Annotated in this window: 14 protein-coding genes and 1 tRNA gene; 8 read left to right on the top strand and 7 right to left on the bottom strand. The window is 58.2% G+C overall.

The features are described from left to right. Positions 1 to 236: 236 nt before the first annotated feature. The gene (locus ABRP31_RS25840; RefSeq protein WP_349973502.1) at positions 237 to 794 is read left to right on the top strand and encodes a hypothetical protein; all 558 of its coding nucleotides are present in this window, start codon (positions 237 to 239) and stop codon (positions 792 to 794) included. 223 nt (positions 795 to 1,017) lie between these two features. Here ABRP31_RS25840 and ABRP31_RS25835 read toward each other — a convergent pair. The 5 genes from ABRP31_RS25835 to ABRP31_RS25815 all read right to left on the bottom strand — a co-directional run bounded on the left by ABRP31_RS25835 (position 1,018) and on the right by ABRP31_RS25815 (position 5,401). Continuing rightward, positions 1,018 to 1,093, bottom strand: a tRNA-Phe gene (locus ABRP31_RS25835). A 101-nt stretch (positions 1,094 to 1,194) separates the two neighbouring features. Continuing rightward, positions 1,195 to 1,467 carry an oxidative damage protection protein gene (locus ABRP31_RS25830; protein ID WP_027901312.1) on the bottom strand — a complete coding sequence of 91 codons (273 nt, stop codon included), beginning with the start codon at positions 1,465 to 1,467 and terminating at the stop codon, positions 1,195 to 1,197. Next, positions 1,464 to 2,531, bottom strand: coding sequence for an A/G-specific adenine glycosylase (gene mutY, locus ABRP31_RS25825; protein WP_087265819.1), 1,068 nt, complete (start codon positions 2,529 to 2,531; stop codon positions 1,464 to 1,466). Before mutY ends, ABRP31_RS25830 begins: the two co-directional genes overlap by 4 nt. 142 nt (positions 2,532 to 2,673) lie before the next feature. Further along, the gene (locus tag ABRP31_RS25820; protein WP_349973504.1) at positions 2,674 to 4,893 is read right to left on the bottom strand and encodes an AsmA family protein; all 2,220 of its coding nucleotides are present in this window, start codon (positions 4,891 to 4,893) and stop codon (positions 2,674 to 2,676) included. A 79-nt stretch (positions 4,894 to 4,972) separates the two neighbouring features. Further along, the gene (locus tag ABRP31_RS25815; protein ID WP_349973507.1) at positions 4,973 to 5,401 is read right to left on the bottom strand and encodes an acetyl-CoA sensor PanZ family protein; all 429 of its coding nucleotides are present in this window, start codon (positions 5,399 to 5,401) and stop codon (positions 4,973 to 4,975) included. 256 nt (positions 5,402 to 5,657) lie between these two features. Between ABRP31_RS25815 and ABRP31_RS25810 the strand changes: the two genes are divergently transcribed. The 7 genes from ABRP31_RS25810 (at position 5,658) to ABRP31_RS25780 (ending at position 11,838) form a co-directional block, all read left to right on the top strand. Further along, entirely contained in the window at positions 5,658 to 7,319 is a 1,662-nt protein-coding gene (locus ABRP31_RS25810; RefSeq protein ID WP_087265825.1) for an OFA family MFS transporter, read from the top strand. A gap of 280 nt (positions 7,320 to 7,599) precedes the next feature. Beyond that, on the top strand, positions 7,600 to 8,193 hold the full coding sequence (gene hisB / locus ABRP31_RS25805; protein WP_027898918.1) for an imidazoleglycerol-phosphate dehydratase HisB: 594 nt from the start codon (positions 7,600 to 7,602) through the stop codon (positions 8,191 to 8,193). Next, positions 8,193 to 8,831, top strand: coding sequence for an imidazole glycerol phosphate synthase subunit HisH (hisH, locus tag ABRP31_RS25800; RefSeq protein ID WP_027898919.1), 639 nt, complete (start codon positions 8,193 to 8,195; stop codon positions 8,829 to 8,831). Before hisB ends, hisH begins: the two co-directional genes overlap by 1 nt. A 5-nt stretch (positions 8,832 to 8,836) precedes the next feature. Continuing rightward, a complete protein-coding gene (locus ABRP31_RS25795; protein WP_087265827.1) occupies positions 8,837 to 9,097 on the top strand; it encodes a DUF2164 domain-containing protein in 261 nt (86 codons plus the stop codon). 101 nt (positions 9,098 to 9,198) lie between these two features. After that, positions 9,199 to 9,936, top strand: a complete 738-nt coding sequence (hisA, locus tag ABRP31_RS25790; protein WP_349973513.1) for a 1-(5-phosphoribosyl)-5-[(5-phosphoribosylamino)methylideneamino]imidazole-4-carboxamide isomerase — start codon at positions 9,199 to 9,201, stop codon at positions 9,934 to 9,936. Positions 9,937 to 10,069: 133 nt separating this feature from the next. Then, a complete protein-coding gene (gene hisF / locus ABRP31_RS25785; RefSeq protein ID WP_087265831.1) occupies positions 10,070 to 10,840 on the top strand; it encodes an imidazole glycerol phosphate synthase subunit HisF in 771 nt (256 codons plus the stop codon). 221 nt (positions 10,841 to 11,061) lie between these two features. After that, positions 11,062 to 11,838, top strand: coding sequence for an ABC transporter substrate-binding protein (locus ABRP31_RS25780; protein ID WP_349973516.1), 777 nt, complete (start codon positions 11,062 to 11,064; stop codon positions 11,836 to 11,838). Positions 11,839 to 12,037: 199 nt separating this feature from the next. On the opposite strand, the gene ABRP31_RS25775 is transcribed toward ABRP31_RS25780, so the two are convergent. Beyond that, on the bottom strand, positions 12,038 to 12,823 hold the full coding sequence (locus ABRP31_RS25775; protein WP_349973519.1) for a divergent polysaccharide deacetylase family protein: 786 nt from the start codon (positions 12,821 to 12,823) through the stop codon (positions 12,038 to 12,040). A gap of 3 nt (positions 12,824 to 12,826) precedes the next feature. Beyond that, positions 12,827 to 14,149 (bottom strand): S41 family peptidase, encoded by a 1,323-nt coding sequence (locus ABRP31_RS25770; protein WP_349973522.1) that lies wholly within the window; start codon positions 14,147 to 14,149, stop codon positions 12,827 to 12,829. Positions 14,150 to 14,155 lie beyond the last annotated feature (6 nt).

The following is a 14,155-nucleotide window of genomic DNA, read 5'->3' as shown; positions in this document are numbered from 1 at the left end:
TAATGCGATATTACTATGCCATGCCACTTGCCGTGAACTGGCGTGGATCAAAGGCCGGGCGGATCCGATGACCGGTCGTCGATATTTCATGCACTTCTAGCGAGGCAGGGATGTCGAGCGGTGTGCTTTGCGCACTGCCACTTCACCTTCGACCTCGATAAAGGAAGTATTCGGTAATGCGTTGGGCTACTGTAATTTGCGAAAAAATACACCGACGCACATCTCCAGGGATTGAAATGAAAGCCAAATCGCTTGTGTTGTTTGCCTTTGTCCTGCTCTGCGGCTGCACCACGCCGTTAACCTCTGACATGTCCAGCCCGTCGATTGCCGACACCAAAACGGTGGTGTTCGGCGGCAAGACGTTTGTCCTGAAATTCCAAAAACCGGGCTTGTGGGAGTATTTCCCGGCAGAGGAAAGCATGGATGCCTGGAACGAAATGGTGGACTTTACCGTCGTCCCTCGCGAAATGAACCGCTTCAAACCCCTCGACCTAGCCAAGCGCGCCATCCAGCTTCATCAGCAGGAAAATCCGAACATGCCCGCAGTCCTGCTGACCGACAATAGAACCGGGATCGATTACGCGATGATGTTTTATCCCAATTCTCTGCGTAAAGACGGGCAATTCTCGGAGGTCAGCTATTTCAAGTATTACAAGGATGGCACCACCGACCAGACCATCATCTTCCACTTCGCCAGGAGTATTCCAAAACCGAGCAACCCTTCTGACAGCGCAGCAGAGATGGGCCAGGAGATACCGCCGCTGATGGAAGCATTCCCGCTTTACCGGCCGTGATGCCGGTAGGGGAGGCAGCACGAATGGATTCGAACGCGGTGATTGCCAGCAAAGCGTTTGTAAGTTGCCGTTGTGATGCGAGTGGATTTTTAGAGCGAAGCTGGCCTGCTCGAAACCGGTAGGGCTCTCAGACCGTGGAAGAAAAACGCAGGCATAAAAAACCCCGCACTAGGCGGGTTTCTTTATTTTTCAGGTGATGCTTGCACCACCTGAAATCAATTAGTGGTGCCCAGAGACGGAATCGAACCGCCGACACGGGGATTTTCAATCCCCTGCTCTACCGACTGAGCTATCTGGGCAACGGGGCGCATTAGACGTGTTTTTCAGGGGGTCGTCAAGCATGTTTTTAAAAAAATCTGAATTATTACCGTCGCTTACGACCCGCACTGCTTAAAACGCTTTATTTCTCGGGTGGAACGTAGCCTTCGGCTTGTGCGTATTCCTCGCCTGACAGGAACTTGTCCATCTGGGTCTGGAGGAATTTGCGATCTTCGGCATTCATCATGTTCAGACGCTTTTCGTTGATCAGCAGCGTCTGGTGTTTCTGCCAGTCGGCCCAGGCTTTCTGTGACACGTGGTTGAAGATGTCTTCACCTTTTGCGCCGGGGTAAGGGGCGCGTTCCAGGCCTGGCAATTCTTCTTTGTACTTGCGGCACATTACGGTGCGGGTCATGACGACTCTCCTGCGTTCAATACGTCGGCTGCGCGTTTCAGCAGCTTCTTCACCGGGGCAGCAAGGCCCAGGCGCGGCGGGGTGGCGAGGTTATACCAGAGCCAGTCGGCCTCGGCCACGTGATGAGCTGACTCCTCAACCCGGACCAGCCAAGGTTCAATGCTCAGCTGGAAGTGGCTGAAGGTATGGACCAGCCCCGGCAGTTCCTGATGTTGGCCTAGCTCCAGCGAGTGTTGCACTGCCAGATGCTGAAGATCCTCGAAGTCGTCCAGCTCCGGCAGGCTCCACAATCCGCCCCACAGGCCGCTGGAAGGACGGCGATAAAGCAGAATCGCACCGTCGCGGTTCGCAAGCATTGGCATGAGCGTGCGCTTTTGCGGGACTTCTTTGCGTGGCTTGGGCACCGGGTAGCGTGTCTCCAGGCCCAATAGATGAGCTTCGCAGCCAGACTCCAGCGGGCAAAGCAGGCAACTGGGTTTGCTTCGTGTGCAGAGCGTAGCGCCCAGATCCATCATTGCCTGGGTGTAGTTGTTGACTCTGGCATGTGGCGTAAAGCGCTCTGCGGTGGCCCATAGCTGTTTTGCGACCTTCGGCTCACCCGGATAACCTTCTTGTGCCGTAAAGCGCGCCAGAACGCGTTTTACGTTGCCGTCGAGGATCGGCGCGCGCAGGCCCATGCTCAAACTGGCGATAGCCCCGGCAGTCGAGAGGCCGATGCCGGGCAACAGAATGAGTTTTTCGACATCGCGAGGGAATTCACCGTCGTGATCGGCGACCACGATTTTTGCGGTTTTCTGCAGGTTGCGCGCTCGGGTGTAGTACCCCAGCCCGGTCCATAGATGCAGTACTTCGTCTTCAGGCGCTTCGGCCAATGCCTGAACCGTGGGCAGCGCTTCCATGAAGCGGTCGAAGTAATTCAGTACGGTGCTGACCTGGGTTTGCTGCAGCATGATTTCCGACACCCAGACCCGGTATGGCGTGATGCCTTGCTGCCAGGGCAGGTTATGTCGCCCGTGGCGGTCGTACCAATCAAGCACAGCGCTGGAGAATTGCTCGGGTTGCATTGCTGATCCGGTTTGATGAGTAATCCAGGTCTTCGCCTGTTCAGGGTAGGAGCGCGCTTGCCCGCGATTGCGTCAGGTCAGGCGACAATGTGTCGCCTGACAGGTTGAATCGCGGGCAAGCGCGCTCCTACAGGTGTTGTGTTTAGCGTTTGAAGAGGCCGCGCAGGGCGTCTTTCAATTCAGGGCTGACTTTATCGCCGAGCTTTTCCTCAATCTTCTCGCCGATCTTGTCGCCTGCCATTTTCGCGGCGATCTGGCCGAGGCCTTCCTTGTCGAGACGGCAAGCCTTGGCGCCCAGCTCCAGTGGGCCGCGGCACTGAACAGGCCACTCGATACCGACATAGCGCGGGTTAACCTCGCAGGCCGGGTCGGGCATTTCAGTCTTGTCGCCTTCGATGATGACGCCGACGTGATAATTCATGCCCAGCACCCGCAGGTCCACATCGCCATTGCCGTTGACGGTCAGGCCAGGGATTTGCACTTTGAGGTCGGGGTTGCTAGCCACGCCGTTGCGGAACACTAGATTGCCGTTGAGCTGCCGGAAAGGCGTGTCCTTGCCGCGAGGCTCACCGCTGAGTGTCTTGCGGTTGAGAATCGAGATGCCCTGGCAAAGCTGCTGCTCAAGGTTGGCGTTAACCAGCACACCGTTGGTGAGCATAAAGCTGGCCGTACCGTTCAGGCTGTCGATCAGCGCCTTTTCGCTGTTGCCCTTGCCGGTCAGATTGCTGTTGAGGGTCAGCAAGCCTCTGACGGGCGGGTTTTGATCCTGGCTTTGCAGGAAGCGCTCGACCGGGACCTTGTCGACTCGCGTTTGCAGGTTCAGCAGTGGCACGTCCGGGCGTACATCAAGGTTGCCTTTGACGTCGAAATTGCCGCCGTAGAGATCACCGCGCAGGCTGTCGACTTTGACTACGCCGTCCAGGGCTTGAGTCTTCAGTACGGCGTTCTGTATTTGCAGCTTCTCGACCGTCAATGCGCCGAAGCTGACGTCGGCGTCGACATCAAGTTTACGCATGCGCTCCAGAGGCAGCAGTTTGGCGGTGCTCCAGGCGGCTTTGGTCGGCTGCTCCGGCAGCGGCGTAGTGCCTGCGCCAGCCACGGCGGCGGCTTCGCTGTTCTGCACTTCAGATTTGCGTGCCGCGCTCGCGCCTTTTTTCTCCTCGCTTTCGGCAGGGCGATAGCGATCAGCGTTGAAGGTGTCATTCTTGAGTTGCAGGCGCAGGGCCTGTTTGGCGAAGTCTTCCACGGCGACACGACCAGTGAAGGTGCTGTCGTCGACTTTCAGATTCAATTCTTCAAACGCCACGCTGTTCGGCGTGCCGCTGATGCGGGTGATCATTCCGACCTGGCTCAGGCTACCTTCGGCCATGGCCGGGAGCGAATGGCCAACGCTGTCAAGGAAAGTCCGCAGGTCGAACGGAGCAACGGACAATGCGCCGCTGATTTGCGGGGTTTTGTCCAGGTCGCGGGCGCGGAACTCACCCAAAGCACGTAGCTGGTTTGCAGACAGCTTCATGTTGGTCCATTCAGCGACGTTCGCTGCCAGATCTACCAACAACTGACCTTGTGCGGCGAAGGTCACGGTCTTGCCCTGCAATGGCTCACCCGATGCTTCGCCGGACAAACGCATGTCGCCAAACTGATAACGCTTGAGGGCACGATCCAGGCGCAGTTGCCCCACCAGTTCGGTCTTGGCGCGCATGACGGGCTGGGTGGTGCCGAGGAATGCAGTCAGTTTGATCGGGATGTCGGCGCCTTCATGAACGGCACCGGTGCTGAGCTGGATGCTCTCGGCGGTGAAGGACTGACCTTTGCGCGCATCGACGTAATCCACCCGGGCGTTGTTCACCGTGAGGCTGTCGATATCCAGTTTGATCGGCTGCGACGGCTTGTCCGGTTTCGCTGCCGGAGCCTGTTCGCCATCGGCTGGAGGCGTGGTGGTGGCTACGTCAGGGGTAGCCGGTTTACCGATGTCTTCCCAGTTGCCATGACCGTTTTCATCGCGGCTCAGGCTGAGGTTGAGGCCTTCGACCCGGACATCACTCATCTGTACTTCGCGACGCAGCAGCGGCAGTACGCGAACGGACAGCCCCAGCATCTGCAGATCGGCAAAAGGCTTGGTCGGATTGTTCAGGGTCGCGACGCTGGCTTCGTGCAATTCAAGACCGAGCCAGGGGAACAGGCTCCAGCCGATATCACCGTTGAGGGTCAGTTCAACGTGCGCCTTGTCACGGGCCAGTTGGCGAATCTCGTCTTTATAGTCGTTGGGATCAAACAGATGGGTCAGGGCAAAGCCGAGAGCCACGATGATCAGCAACAGCCCGAGAACAAAAAGTCCCAGGATTTTGCCGAACGCTTTCATGGGCGAGTCCTTGTAGTCGAACGTTCAAAATTTGCCCGCGAGTATAACCTCCTCACGCAGGTGCAGGGTTTTGGATGCCTCAAGCCTCGCCTTGTTCAGCTTTTGCGGCTGCGTTGACCTGCAAAGGCACCTGGAGTTTAGCCGCCAGGGCCTGGACTTCGGGAGGTTCGGCGGTTGCCAGCAAGCGTAGCTCGCAACCTGCCTGACGCGCCGACTTTTGCGCTTGCCGGATCAGTTGTTCGGCCAGGCCCCTGCGGCGCGTGGCTTTGCGAACGCATAAATGAGACAGCTCCCACACCGAGTCATGACGTTGAAGGCGTGCGGCGCCGAGTAATCGGTCATTGAGGTGTGCGACCAGGAGAGTGCCGTCTTCAAGGCAGTTATCGACCAGTTCCAACGCATCGGCGAAAGGTGTGAGCAGCCAGCGAGGGGCGTCGCGATAAATTTTCTGCAAATCGCCCTGAGCCTGGTAGGTAGCCGACTGAAGATATTCAACAACGATAGGCATGGAATGTCCTCTTGCGACGGGTGGCACGGGAGATTGTGCCCTAAAAACAGGAGTCGGACCGATGGCGTCAAAAAAAGTGATGTCAAAACGCCTTTTTTTAATTGACAGATGATAATCTCGCGCCGTTCGCTAATCCGGTGCGTCGATTTGTCACGTAATCGGGAACTCTGCCGATAAAACGGTCGTTGCCTACGTGCACGGAGGCTGTGGGTGGAACGTAGACACCTTGTGAGCTTCTTTTTCTGGGGAAATAACAATGAGTACAAGCACTGCGTTGGGCGGTTCACCCGCACAGCCTGCGTTCTTGTCCAAAGAACGCATCATCGCCAAGCCTGGTTTTAACCGCTGGCTGGTACCACCTGCAGCATTGGCTATCCACCTGTGCATCGGCATGGCGTATGGCTTCTCTGTGTTTTGGCTGCCGTTGTCCAAGGCAGTTGGCATCAAGGCTCCAGTAGCCTGCGCGCCTGACATGAGCTTCTTCGCACAGATCTTCTCGTCTGCCTGCGACTGGCCCATTTCCATGCTGGGTTGGATCTACACCCTGTTCTTCATCTTCCTGGGCTGCTCGGCTGCCATCTGGGGTGGCTGGCTGGAACACGCAGGCCCGCGCAAGGCCGGTGTTGTATCGGCACTGTGCTGGTGTGGCGGTCTGCTGATCTCTGCGTTGGGGATTTATACCCACCAGATATGGCTGATGTGGGTCGGCTCCGGTGTGATCGGCGGTATCGGTCTCGGGCTGGGTTACATCTCGCCGGTTTCGACCCTGATCAAGTGGTTTCCGGACAAGCGCGGTATGGCTACCGGCATGGCGATCATGGGCTTCGGTGGCGGCGCGATGGTGGGTGCTCCACTGGCCGCAGCGCTGATGAACCATTTCGCTTCGCCTGAAGGTGTGGGCGTCTGGCAGAGCTTCGTGGTGATGGCGGTGATTTACTTCATCTTCATGATCGGTGGCGCACTGTCCTACCGCGTTCCGCCAACCGGCTGGAAACCAGAAGGCTGGACCGCTCCGGTCAAGAAAGCCAGCAACGCGATGATCACCAACCGTCACGTGCACGTGAGCGTGGCCTGGAAAACGCCGCAGTTCCGTCTGGTATGGCTGGTGCTGTGCCTTAACGTTTCGGCTGGTATCGGTATTCTTGGCATGGCTTCGCCGCTGCTGCAGGAAGTCTTCGCCGGTAAGCTGCTTGGCCTCGACCTGGCGTTCAACCAGCTTGACGCTGCTCAGTTGGGCCAGATCGCCGCTATCGCTGCGGGCTTCACCGGCCTGTTGAGTCTGTTCAACATCGGTGGCCGCTTCTTCTGGGCTTCGTTTTCGGACTACCTGGGTCGTAAAAACACTTACTTCGTGTTCTTCGCCTTGGGCTTCCTGCTCTACGCGCTGGTGCCAAGCCTGAGCCACATGGGTAGCGTTGCACTGTTCGTAGCCGCGTTCTGCGTAATCCTGTCGATGTACGGCGGTGGTTTTGCAACGGTTCCGGCTTACCTGGCTGACCTGTTCGGTACGCAAATGGTTGGTGCCATCCACGGTCGCTTGCTGACTGCCTGGGCTGCTGCAGGCATCCTCGGTCCGGTTCTGGTCAACTACTTGCGTGAATATCAGCTGAGCCACGGCGTTGCCCGTGCCGACGCTTACGATATGACCTTGTACATCCTGTCCGGTCTGCTGGTGCTGGGCTTCATCTGTAACCTGCTGGTTCGTCCGGTGGCCGACAAGTACTTCATGACTGAGGAAGAGCTGGCCGTCGAGCAATCCTACGGTATGGACAAAGGCGCGGATCACACCACTGTTCTTGAGTGGAAAGCCGATCCGGGCAGCAAGCCACTGGCTATCGCCGCCTGGCTAGCAGTAGGCATCCCGCTGGCGTGGGGCGTCTGGATCACTCTGCAGAAGACTGCGGTGTTGTTCCACTAAGCCGCTGTAGAGGCTAGCAACCCAAGCCTCAAGTTGGAACGCTGTATTGTGGGAGCCGGGCTTGCCCGCGATAAGGCTGGGCGCGATCTAAAGTGAATCGCGTCGACCTCATCGCGAGCAAGCCCGGCTCCCACATTCTCCCGATTTATTCGCACCAAAAAGCAGCATCCGTCCGTAATTCGTCGTCTTCTCGCTTTCCCTTCTTCTGTTTGCTTCATGCCAGCCGGTTCTGGGCCTATAATGCTCGCCTTTTTCGCCCAATGATTTTGCGGAGCTGGTGATGGCCGAACGTAAGGCGTACGTCGAGCGTAATACTCTGGAAACCCAGATCAACGCGTCGATCAACCTGGATGGCACCGGAAAGGCCCGATTCGATATCGGCGTGCCTTTTCTTGAGCACATGCTCGACCAGATCGCCCGTCACGGGCTGATCGATCTGGATATCAACTGCAAAGGCGACCTTGAGATCGACGATCACCATACGGTGGAGGACGTCGGTATCACTCTGGGTCAGGCTTTCAGCAAAGCTATCGGCGACAAGAAAGGCATTCGTCGTTACGGTCACGCCTACGTGCCGCTCGATGAAGCGCTGTCGCGTGTGGTCATCGACTTCTCGGGGCGTCCGGGCCTGCAAATGCATGTGCCGTACACCCGCGCCGTTGTTGGCGGCTTTGACGTTGACCTGTTCCAGGAGTTTTTCCAGGGCTTCGTCAACCACGCCAACGTGACGCTGCACATCGACAACCTGCGTGGCACCAACACTCACCACCAGATCGAAACCGTCTTCAAGGCGTTCGGTCGTGCACTGCGCATGGCGGTTGAGCTGGATGATCGTATGGCCGGGCAAATGCCTTCTACCAAGGGTGTGCTCTGATGCAGACAGTCGCGGTCATCGATTACGGCATGGGCAACCTGCACTCTGTTGCCAAGGCGCTTGAGCACGTTGGCGCTGGCCGCGTGCACATCACCAGCGATGCCAATGTGATTCGTGAAGCCGATCGCGTGGTGTTCCCCGGTGTAGGTGCGATTCGTGACTGCATGGCTGAAATCCGCCGCCTGGGCTTTGATTCGCTGGTGCGTGAAGTCAGTCAGGACCGCCCGTTTCTCGGTATTTGCGTCGGCATGCAGGCGTTACTCGACAGCAGTGAAGAGAATGGCGGCGTTGACTGCATCGGTATGTTCCCCGGCCAGGTGAAGTTCTTCGGCAAGGATCTGCATGAAGATGGCGCGCATTTGAAAGTGCCGCACATGGGCTGGAACGAGGTGGCGCAGGCAGTGGATCACCCGCTGTGGCACAGCATTCCGGACATGGCGCGTTTTTACTTCGTGCACAGCTTCTACATTGATGCGGCCAATCAGCGTCAGGTTGTCGGTCGCGGTCACTACGGTGTCGATTTCGCTGCCGCGCTGGCTGACGGTTCGCGCTTTGCCGTGCAGTTTCACCCGGAGAAGAGCCATACCCATGGCCTGCAATTGCTGCAGAACTTCGCCGCGTGGGACGGTCGCTGGTAGTCGTTATGGCCAAAGGCAAAAACAAGCCGCCGATCCTGACGCTCAGTGCCGAACACGAGCAGCAGGCCATCGACAAGCTCAAGCGATTGTTCTCTCAGCGTTTCGAACTGGACCTTGGGTCGTTCGAGGTCGCTGAGGTGCTTGAGTTTTTTACTAGCGAGATCGCCCCGCATTACTACAATCGAGCGATTTTTGATGTTCAGCAGCACCTCAAAGAGAGGTTCGAGAGCATCGAAAGTGACCTGTGGGCGCTCGAGAAAAATTGAATAGAAGCAGCTTCAACCTGCAAGTGGTCGGGCGCGCAAATTTGCCGTTTGAAGCTTGCGGCTTGTAGCTGCTCTTGAGCTCTTTTGACGAAGGAAAAAGCATGCTGATCATCCCCGCTATCGATCTCAAAGACGGTGCCTGTGTGCGTCTGCGCCAGGGCCGGATGGAAGACTCCACCGTGTTCTCCGATGACCCGGTTGCCATGGCTGCCAAATGGGTCGAGGGCGGTTGCCGTCGTCTGCATCTGGTCGACCTGAACGGCGCGTTCGAAGGTCAGCCGGTCAACGGCGATGTAGTCACTGCCATTGCCAAGCGTTACCCGACTCTGCCGATTCAGATCGGTGGCGGTATTCGCTCGCTGGAGACCATCGAACACTACGTTAAAGCGGGCGTGAGCTACGTGATCATCGGAACCAAGGCCGTCAAAGAGCCTGAATTCGTGGCCGAAGCCTGCCGCGCATTCCCCGGCAAAGTGATTGTCGGCCTGGATGCCAAAGACGGTTTCGTGGCTACCGACGGTTGGGCTGAGGTCAGCACGGTACAAGTGATCGATCTGGCCAGGCGTTTCGAAGCAGATGGCGTCTCGGCCATCGTTTATACCGACATAGCCAAAGACGGCATGATGCAGGGTTGCAACATCCCGTTCACGGCCGCACTGGCCGCGGCGACGCGGATACCGGTCATTGCTTCCGGTGGCATTCACAATCTGGGCGACATTCGCGCATTGCTGGATGCCAAGGCTCCGGGGATCATCGGAGCAATCACCGGCCGGGCGATTTACGAAGGCACGCTGGACGTTGCTGAAGCTCAGGCGCTGTGTGACGGCTACCAGCGCTAGAGATTCCTGTAGGAGCGCGCTTGCCCGCGATAAGGTCGGTACGACCTTCCTACGATGGTGTGATCAATGATTTTACGACTGCTTCGCAGCCGATCGCGGGCAAGCGCGCTCCTACACATTGGAGATTGACTCAATGGCCCTGGCCAAACGCATCATCCCTTGCCTGGACGTCGACAACGGTCGTGTGGTGAAGGGCGTCAAGTTCGAGAACATCCGTGACGCGGGTGATCCGGTTGAAATTGCGCGTCTGTACGATGAGCAGGGCGCTGACGAAATTACCTTTCTGGACATCACCGCCAGCGTCGATGGTCGCGATACCACGTTGCATACCGTCGAGCGCATGGCCAGCCAGGTTTTTATCCCGCTGACTGTGGGCGGTGGCGTGCGTACCGTGCAGGACATCCGCAACCTGCTGAATGCCGGTGCCGACAAGGTGTCGATCAACACTGCTGCGGTGTTCAATCCCGAGTTCGTCGCCGAAGCCGCTCAGCATTTCGGTTCGCAATGCATCGTCGTTGCCATTGATGCCAAGAAAGTTTCGCTGCCTGGCGAAACCCCGCGCTGGGAGATCTTCACCCACGGTGGGCGCAAGCCGACAGGTCTGGACGCTGTGCTTTGGGCCAAGAAGATGGAAGACCTGGGCGCCGGTGAGATCCTGCTGACCAGCATGGATCAGGACGGCATGAAGAACGGGTTCGATCTGGGTGTAACTCGTGCAATCAGTGACGCGCTGGGTATCCCGGTCATTGCCTCGGGCGGTGTCGGCAACCTTCAGCATCTGGCTGATGGTGTTATTGAAGGCCACGCCAGCGCGGTGTTGGCGGCAAGTATTTTCCACTTCGGTGAATACACTGTGCCGGAAGCCAAGGCTTACATGGCCGCGCGCGGGATTGTGGTTCGCTGACGACGGGCTCGCTGTCGCGGCAAGCACCGTATCTGTAGGAGCTCACGAGCACCGCGAGGCAGCGATAGCGTTTTGCCTGACACACCGCCATCGCGGCCTCGCGGTGCTCGTGCGCTCCTACAGGCTCACCGCGATGCGGTATGTGGGCAATGCGCCATGTCTGCTGGACAAGCGCTTTTGAGCGCTGCACTCTGTCTGCCGTCAGCGTAAGGAGAGCGCCAATGTTCAAATCTCGTTTTATTGCCCTTACAGCCTTCAGCGCTTTGCTCGTTAGCGCCACTGAGGCTGCGATGGCCGACGACGCCATTGAGGCACCGGGACGCGACTCCATTGTGCTGATGACCGAAAACCTCCCGCCCTACAACATGGCGGTCGACGGCAAAAATTTCGCTCAGGAAAGCAACATCGAAGGCATCGCCGCTGAAGTGGTGCGTGAGACGTTCAAGCGGGCCGGGATCAGTTACAGCATGACGTTGCGCTTTCCCTGGGAACGGATCTACAAACTGGCCCTGGAAAAGCCCGGTTACGCGGTGTTTTCAACGGCGCGATTGCCCGAGCGGGAAAAGCTTTTCAAGTGGGTTGGGCCGGTGGGGTCCTATGACTGGATCATGCTCGCCCGCGCTGACAGCCCCATCAAGCTGGCCAGTCTGGAGCAGGCCAAGGCCTACCGGATCGGTGCCTATAAAGGTGATGCGATCGGCGAGCGATTGCTGGCCCAGGGGCTGAACCCGATCCTGCTGCTGCGCGATCAGGACAATGCCAAAAAGCTGGTTAACGGGCAGATCGACTTGTGGGCGGCGGGTGATCCGACCGGGCCTTATCTGGCCAGAATAGAGGGCGTGACCGGTCTGAAAACCGTGTTGCGTTTCCATCATGCTGATCTGTACCTGGCCTTGAACAAGGCAACGCCTGATGAGGTGGTGAACAAGTTACAAGCGTCGCTGGATCAGCTACGGGCGGAAGGGTTTGTGGACAAGATCCTGGCGCAGTACCGGTAGCACCGCATTTTTAATGTGGGAACCGCGTGTCCCTGAAACCGCGCTGTCGCGAAGCAAACATTGGGCCTGTAGGAGCGACAGGCGTGGCGCTCCACCTTGCTCGCGATTCGTTTTCCTGGTCGACGAATTTACCGCCTTAACCGACGCTATCGCGAGCAAGCTCACTCCTACAGAGATAGTGCCTGCTTAAGCTCCAGGCTTACCGATAAACCCCGTTCTTGCCGTGCCCGGCCATCGCCTGATTACCCCTGACGCTGATCATCTGACGCAAGTCGATCCACTCAATACCCTGGGCTTTTAGGCGCGGTAGTTCGCGTTCAAGCACGTCGAGGGTTACCGGGTAGGGATGGCCAATCATCACGGCTGAACCCTGTTTGCGGGCCAGTTCAATGGCGATTTTCAATTGCCGGGTAATGGCCTCAGGCGTGCGCTCATCATCGAGAAAAACATCCCGCGACACGCTGGCCAATCCAATCTTTTGCGCCTCGGCTGCCGCAACGGTTTTCGCGCTGGTGCGGCTGTCGACGAAAACCAGATGGCGACGCTGAAGCTCGGCCATCAACCACCCCATGGCAACCGGCTCGGCGGTCATACGGCTGCCCATGTGGTTATTGATGCCAGCAGCGTAGGGGACTTTGAGCAGAGCGGCGTTCAGTCTGCTTTCCAGCTCGGCAAGGGGGAGTTCTGGATGCCAGGCGTACGGGCCGGTCGCCGGATCCATGGGCATGTGCAGAATGACGATCTTGCCAGCACGATGCCCCTGACGGGCGAACTCGGTGGCATGAGGTGTATCCGGCATGATCGCCAGGGTGACCGGGCCGGGGAGGGCAAGCACACGCTGATCCCGGGCCGGATTCTGGCCCAGGTCATCAATGATCAGCGTGAGGAAGGCAGGTTTGTTGGCCTGGGTAGCTGGCGCCGCGTGAGCAACGCCAGTGAGTACGCAAAATGCGGCCAGTACCCAACGAGACAGGAACACGCGCATTGGTTAATTGCCGCGTGTGATACTCAGGCCCTTGAGCAGGCTCAGAGCCTGGCTCAGCTGGAAGTCATCATCCTGCGGACGTGCCTTGGCTGCGCCGCCTTTGACCGTAGGTTTGTCCGCACCGCCGTTGCCATTGCCCAGGTGACCGAGCAGGTCGGCTTCCTTGTACGCTTCACCGTCAGCTTCGTTGGTGACCTTGGCGCGACGCACGACGATATCCGGGTTGATGCCCTGAGCCTGAATGGAACGACCGTTAGGTGTGTAATACAACGCCGTAGTGATCTTCAACGCGCGGTCATTGTTCAGCGGCAACACGGTTTGTACCGAGCCCTTACCGAAGCTGTCGGTGCCCATCAGGATGCCGCGCTTCTGGTCTTGCAAGGCACCAGCGACGATTTCCGAAGCCGAGGCACTGCCGCCGTTGATCAGCACGACCAGAGGTACACCTTCACTGGCATCGGCCGGATCAGCCGAGAACCGCAGTTCAGAGTTGGCAATACGGCCTTTCGTGTAAACGATCAGGCCCTTGGTCAGGAAGTGATCGGCCACTTCAACCGCCGACTGCAGCACGCCGCCAGGGTTGTTACGCAGGTCAAGAATCAACCCGCTCATTTTCTTGCCGTTGTCTTTGCGGAACTTGGCCAGCGCTTTGCCGACCTCATCCCCGGTTTTCACCTGGAACTGGGTGATGCGGATGTAGCCGTAGCCGTTCTCCAGCATCTGCGCCTTGACGCTCTTGACCTGAATGGTCGCACGGGCAAGCGTCACGTCGAACGGGTTAGCGCCATCGCGAACCAGCGTCAGGGTGATCTTCTCGCCGATCTTGCCGCGCATCTTGTCGACCGCTTCCTGCATGGTCTGACCTTGCGTCGGTGCGCCATTGATCTTGACGATCAGGTCGCCGGCCTCGATGCCCGCCTTGGAAGCCGGAGTATCATCGATAGGGGAGACGACTTTCACGAAGCCATCTTCAACGCCGACTTCGATACCCAGCCCGCCGAACTCACCGCTAGTGCTTTCCTGCAGCTCTTGAAAGTCTTCAGGGCCCAGATAAGCCGAGTGCGGGTCGAGGTTGCTGAGCATGCCTTTGATGGCGTTCTCCAGCAGCGTCTTGTCATCCACCGGCTCGACATAAGCGGCCTTGACCCGATCCATGACCTCCGCGAACGTGCGCAGCTCGTCGAGCGGCAGCGGCGCCTTGGCGCTAGCAGCCGCAGGCGGGATTGAGGCTGGCGCGGCTTTGACTTCCGCAGCCTGGGCCAGTGGAGCGCCGATAACGACGGCAATAGCCAGGGCCAGCGAGGTGAGGCGGGACAGATACGGCATGTCTAA

It is taken from the genome of Pseudomonas caspiana, from assembly GCF_040224095.2.
GTDB lineage: Bacteria > Pseudomonadota > Gammaproteobacteria > Pseudomonadales > Pseudomonadaceae > Aquipseudomonas > Aquipseudomonas caspiana.
The sequence above is the reverse complement of the archived record's forward strand: the minus strand, read 5'-3'. Positions and strand labels throughout refer to the sequence as shown.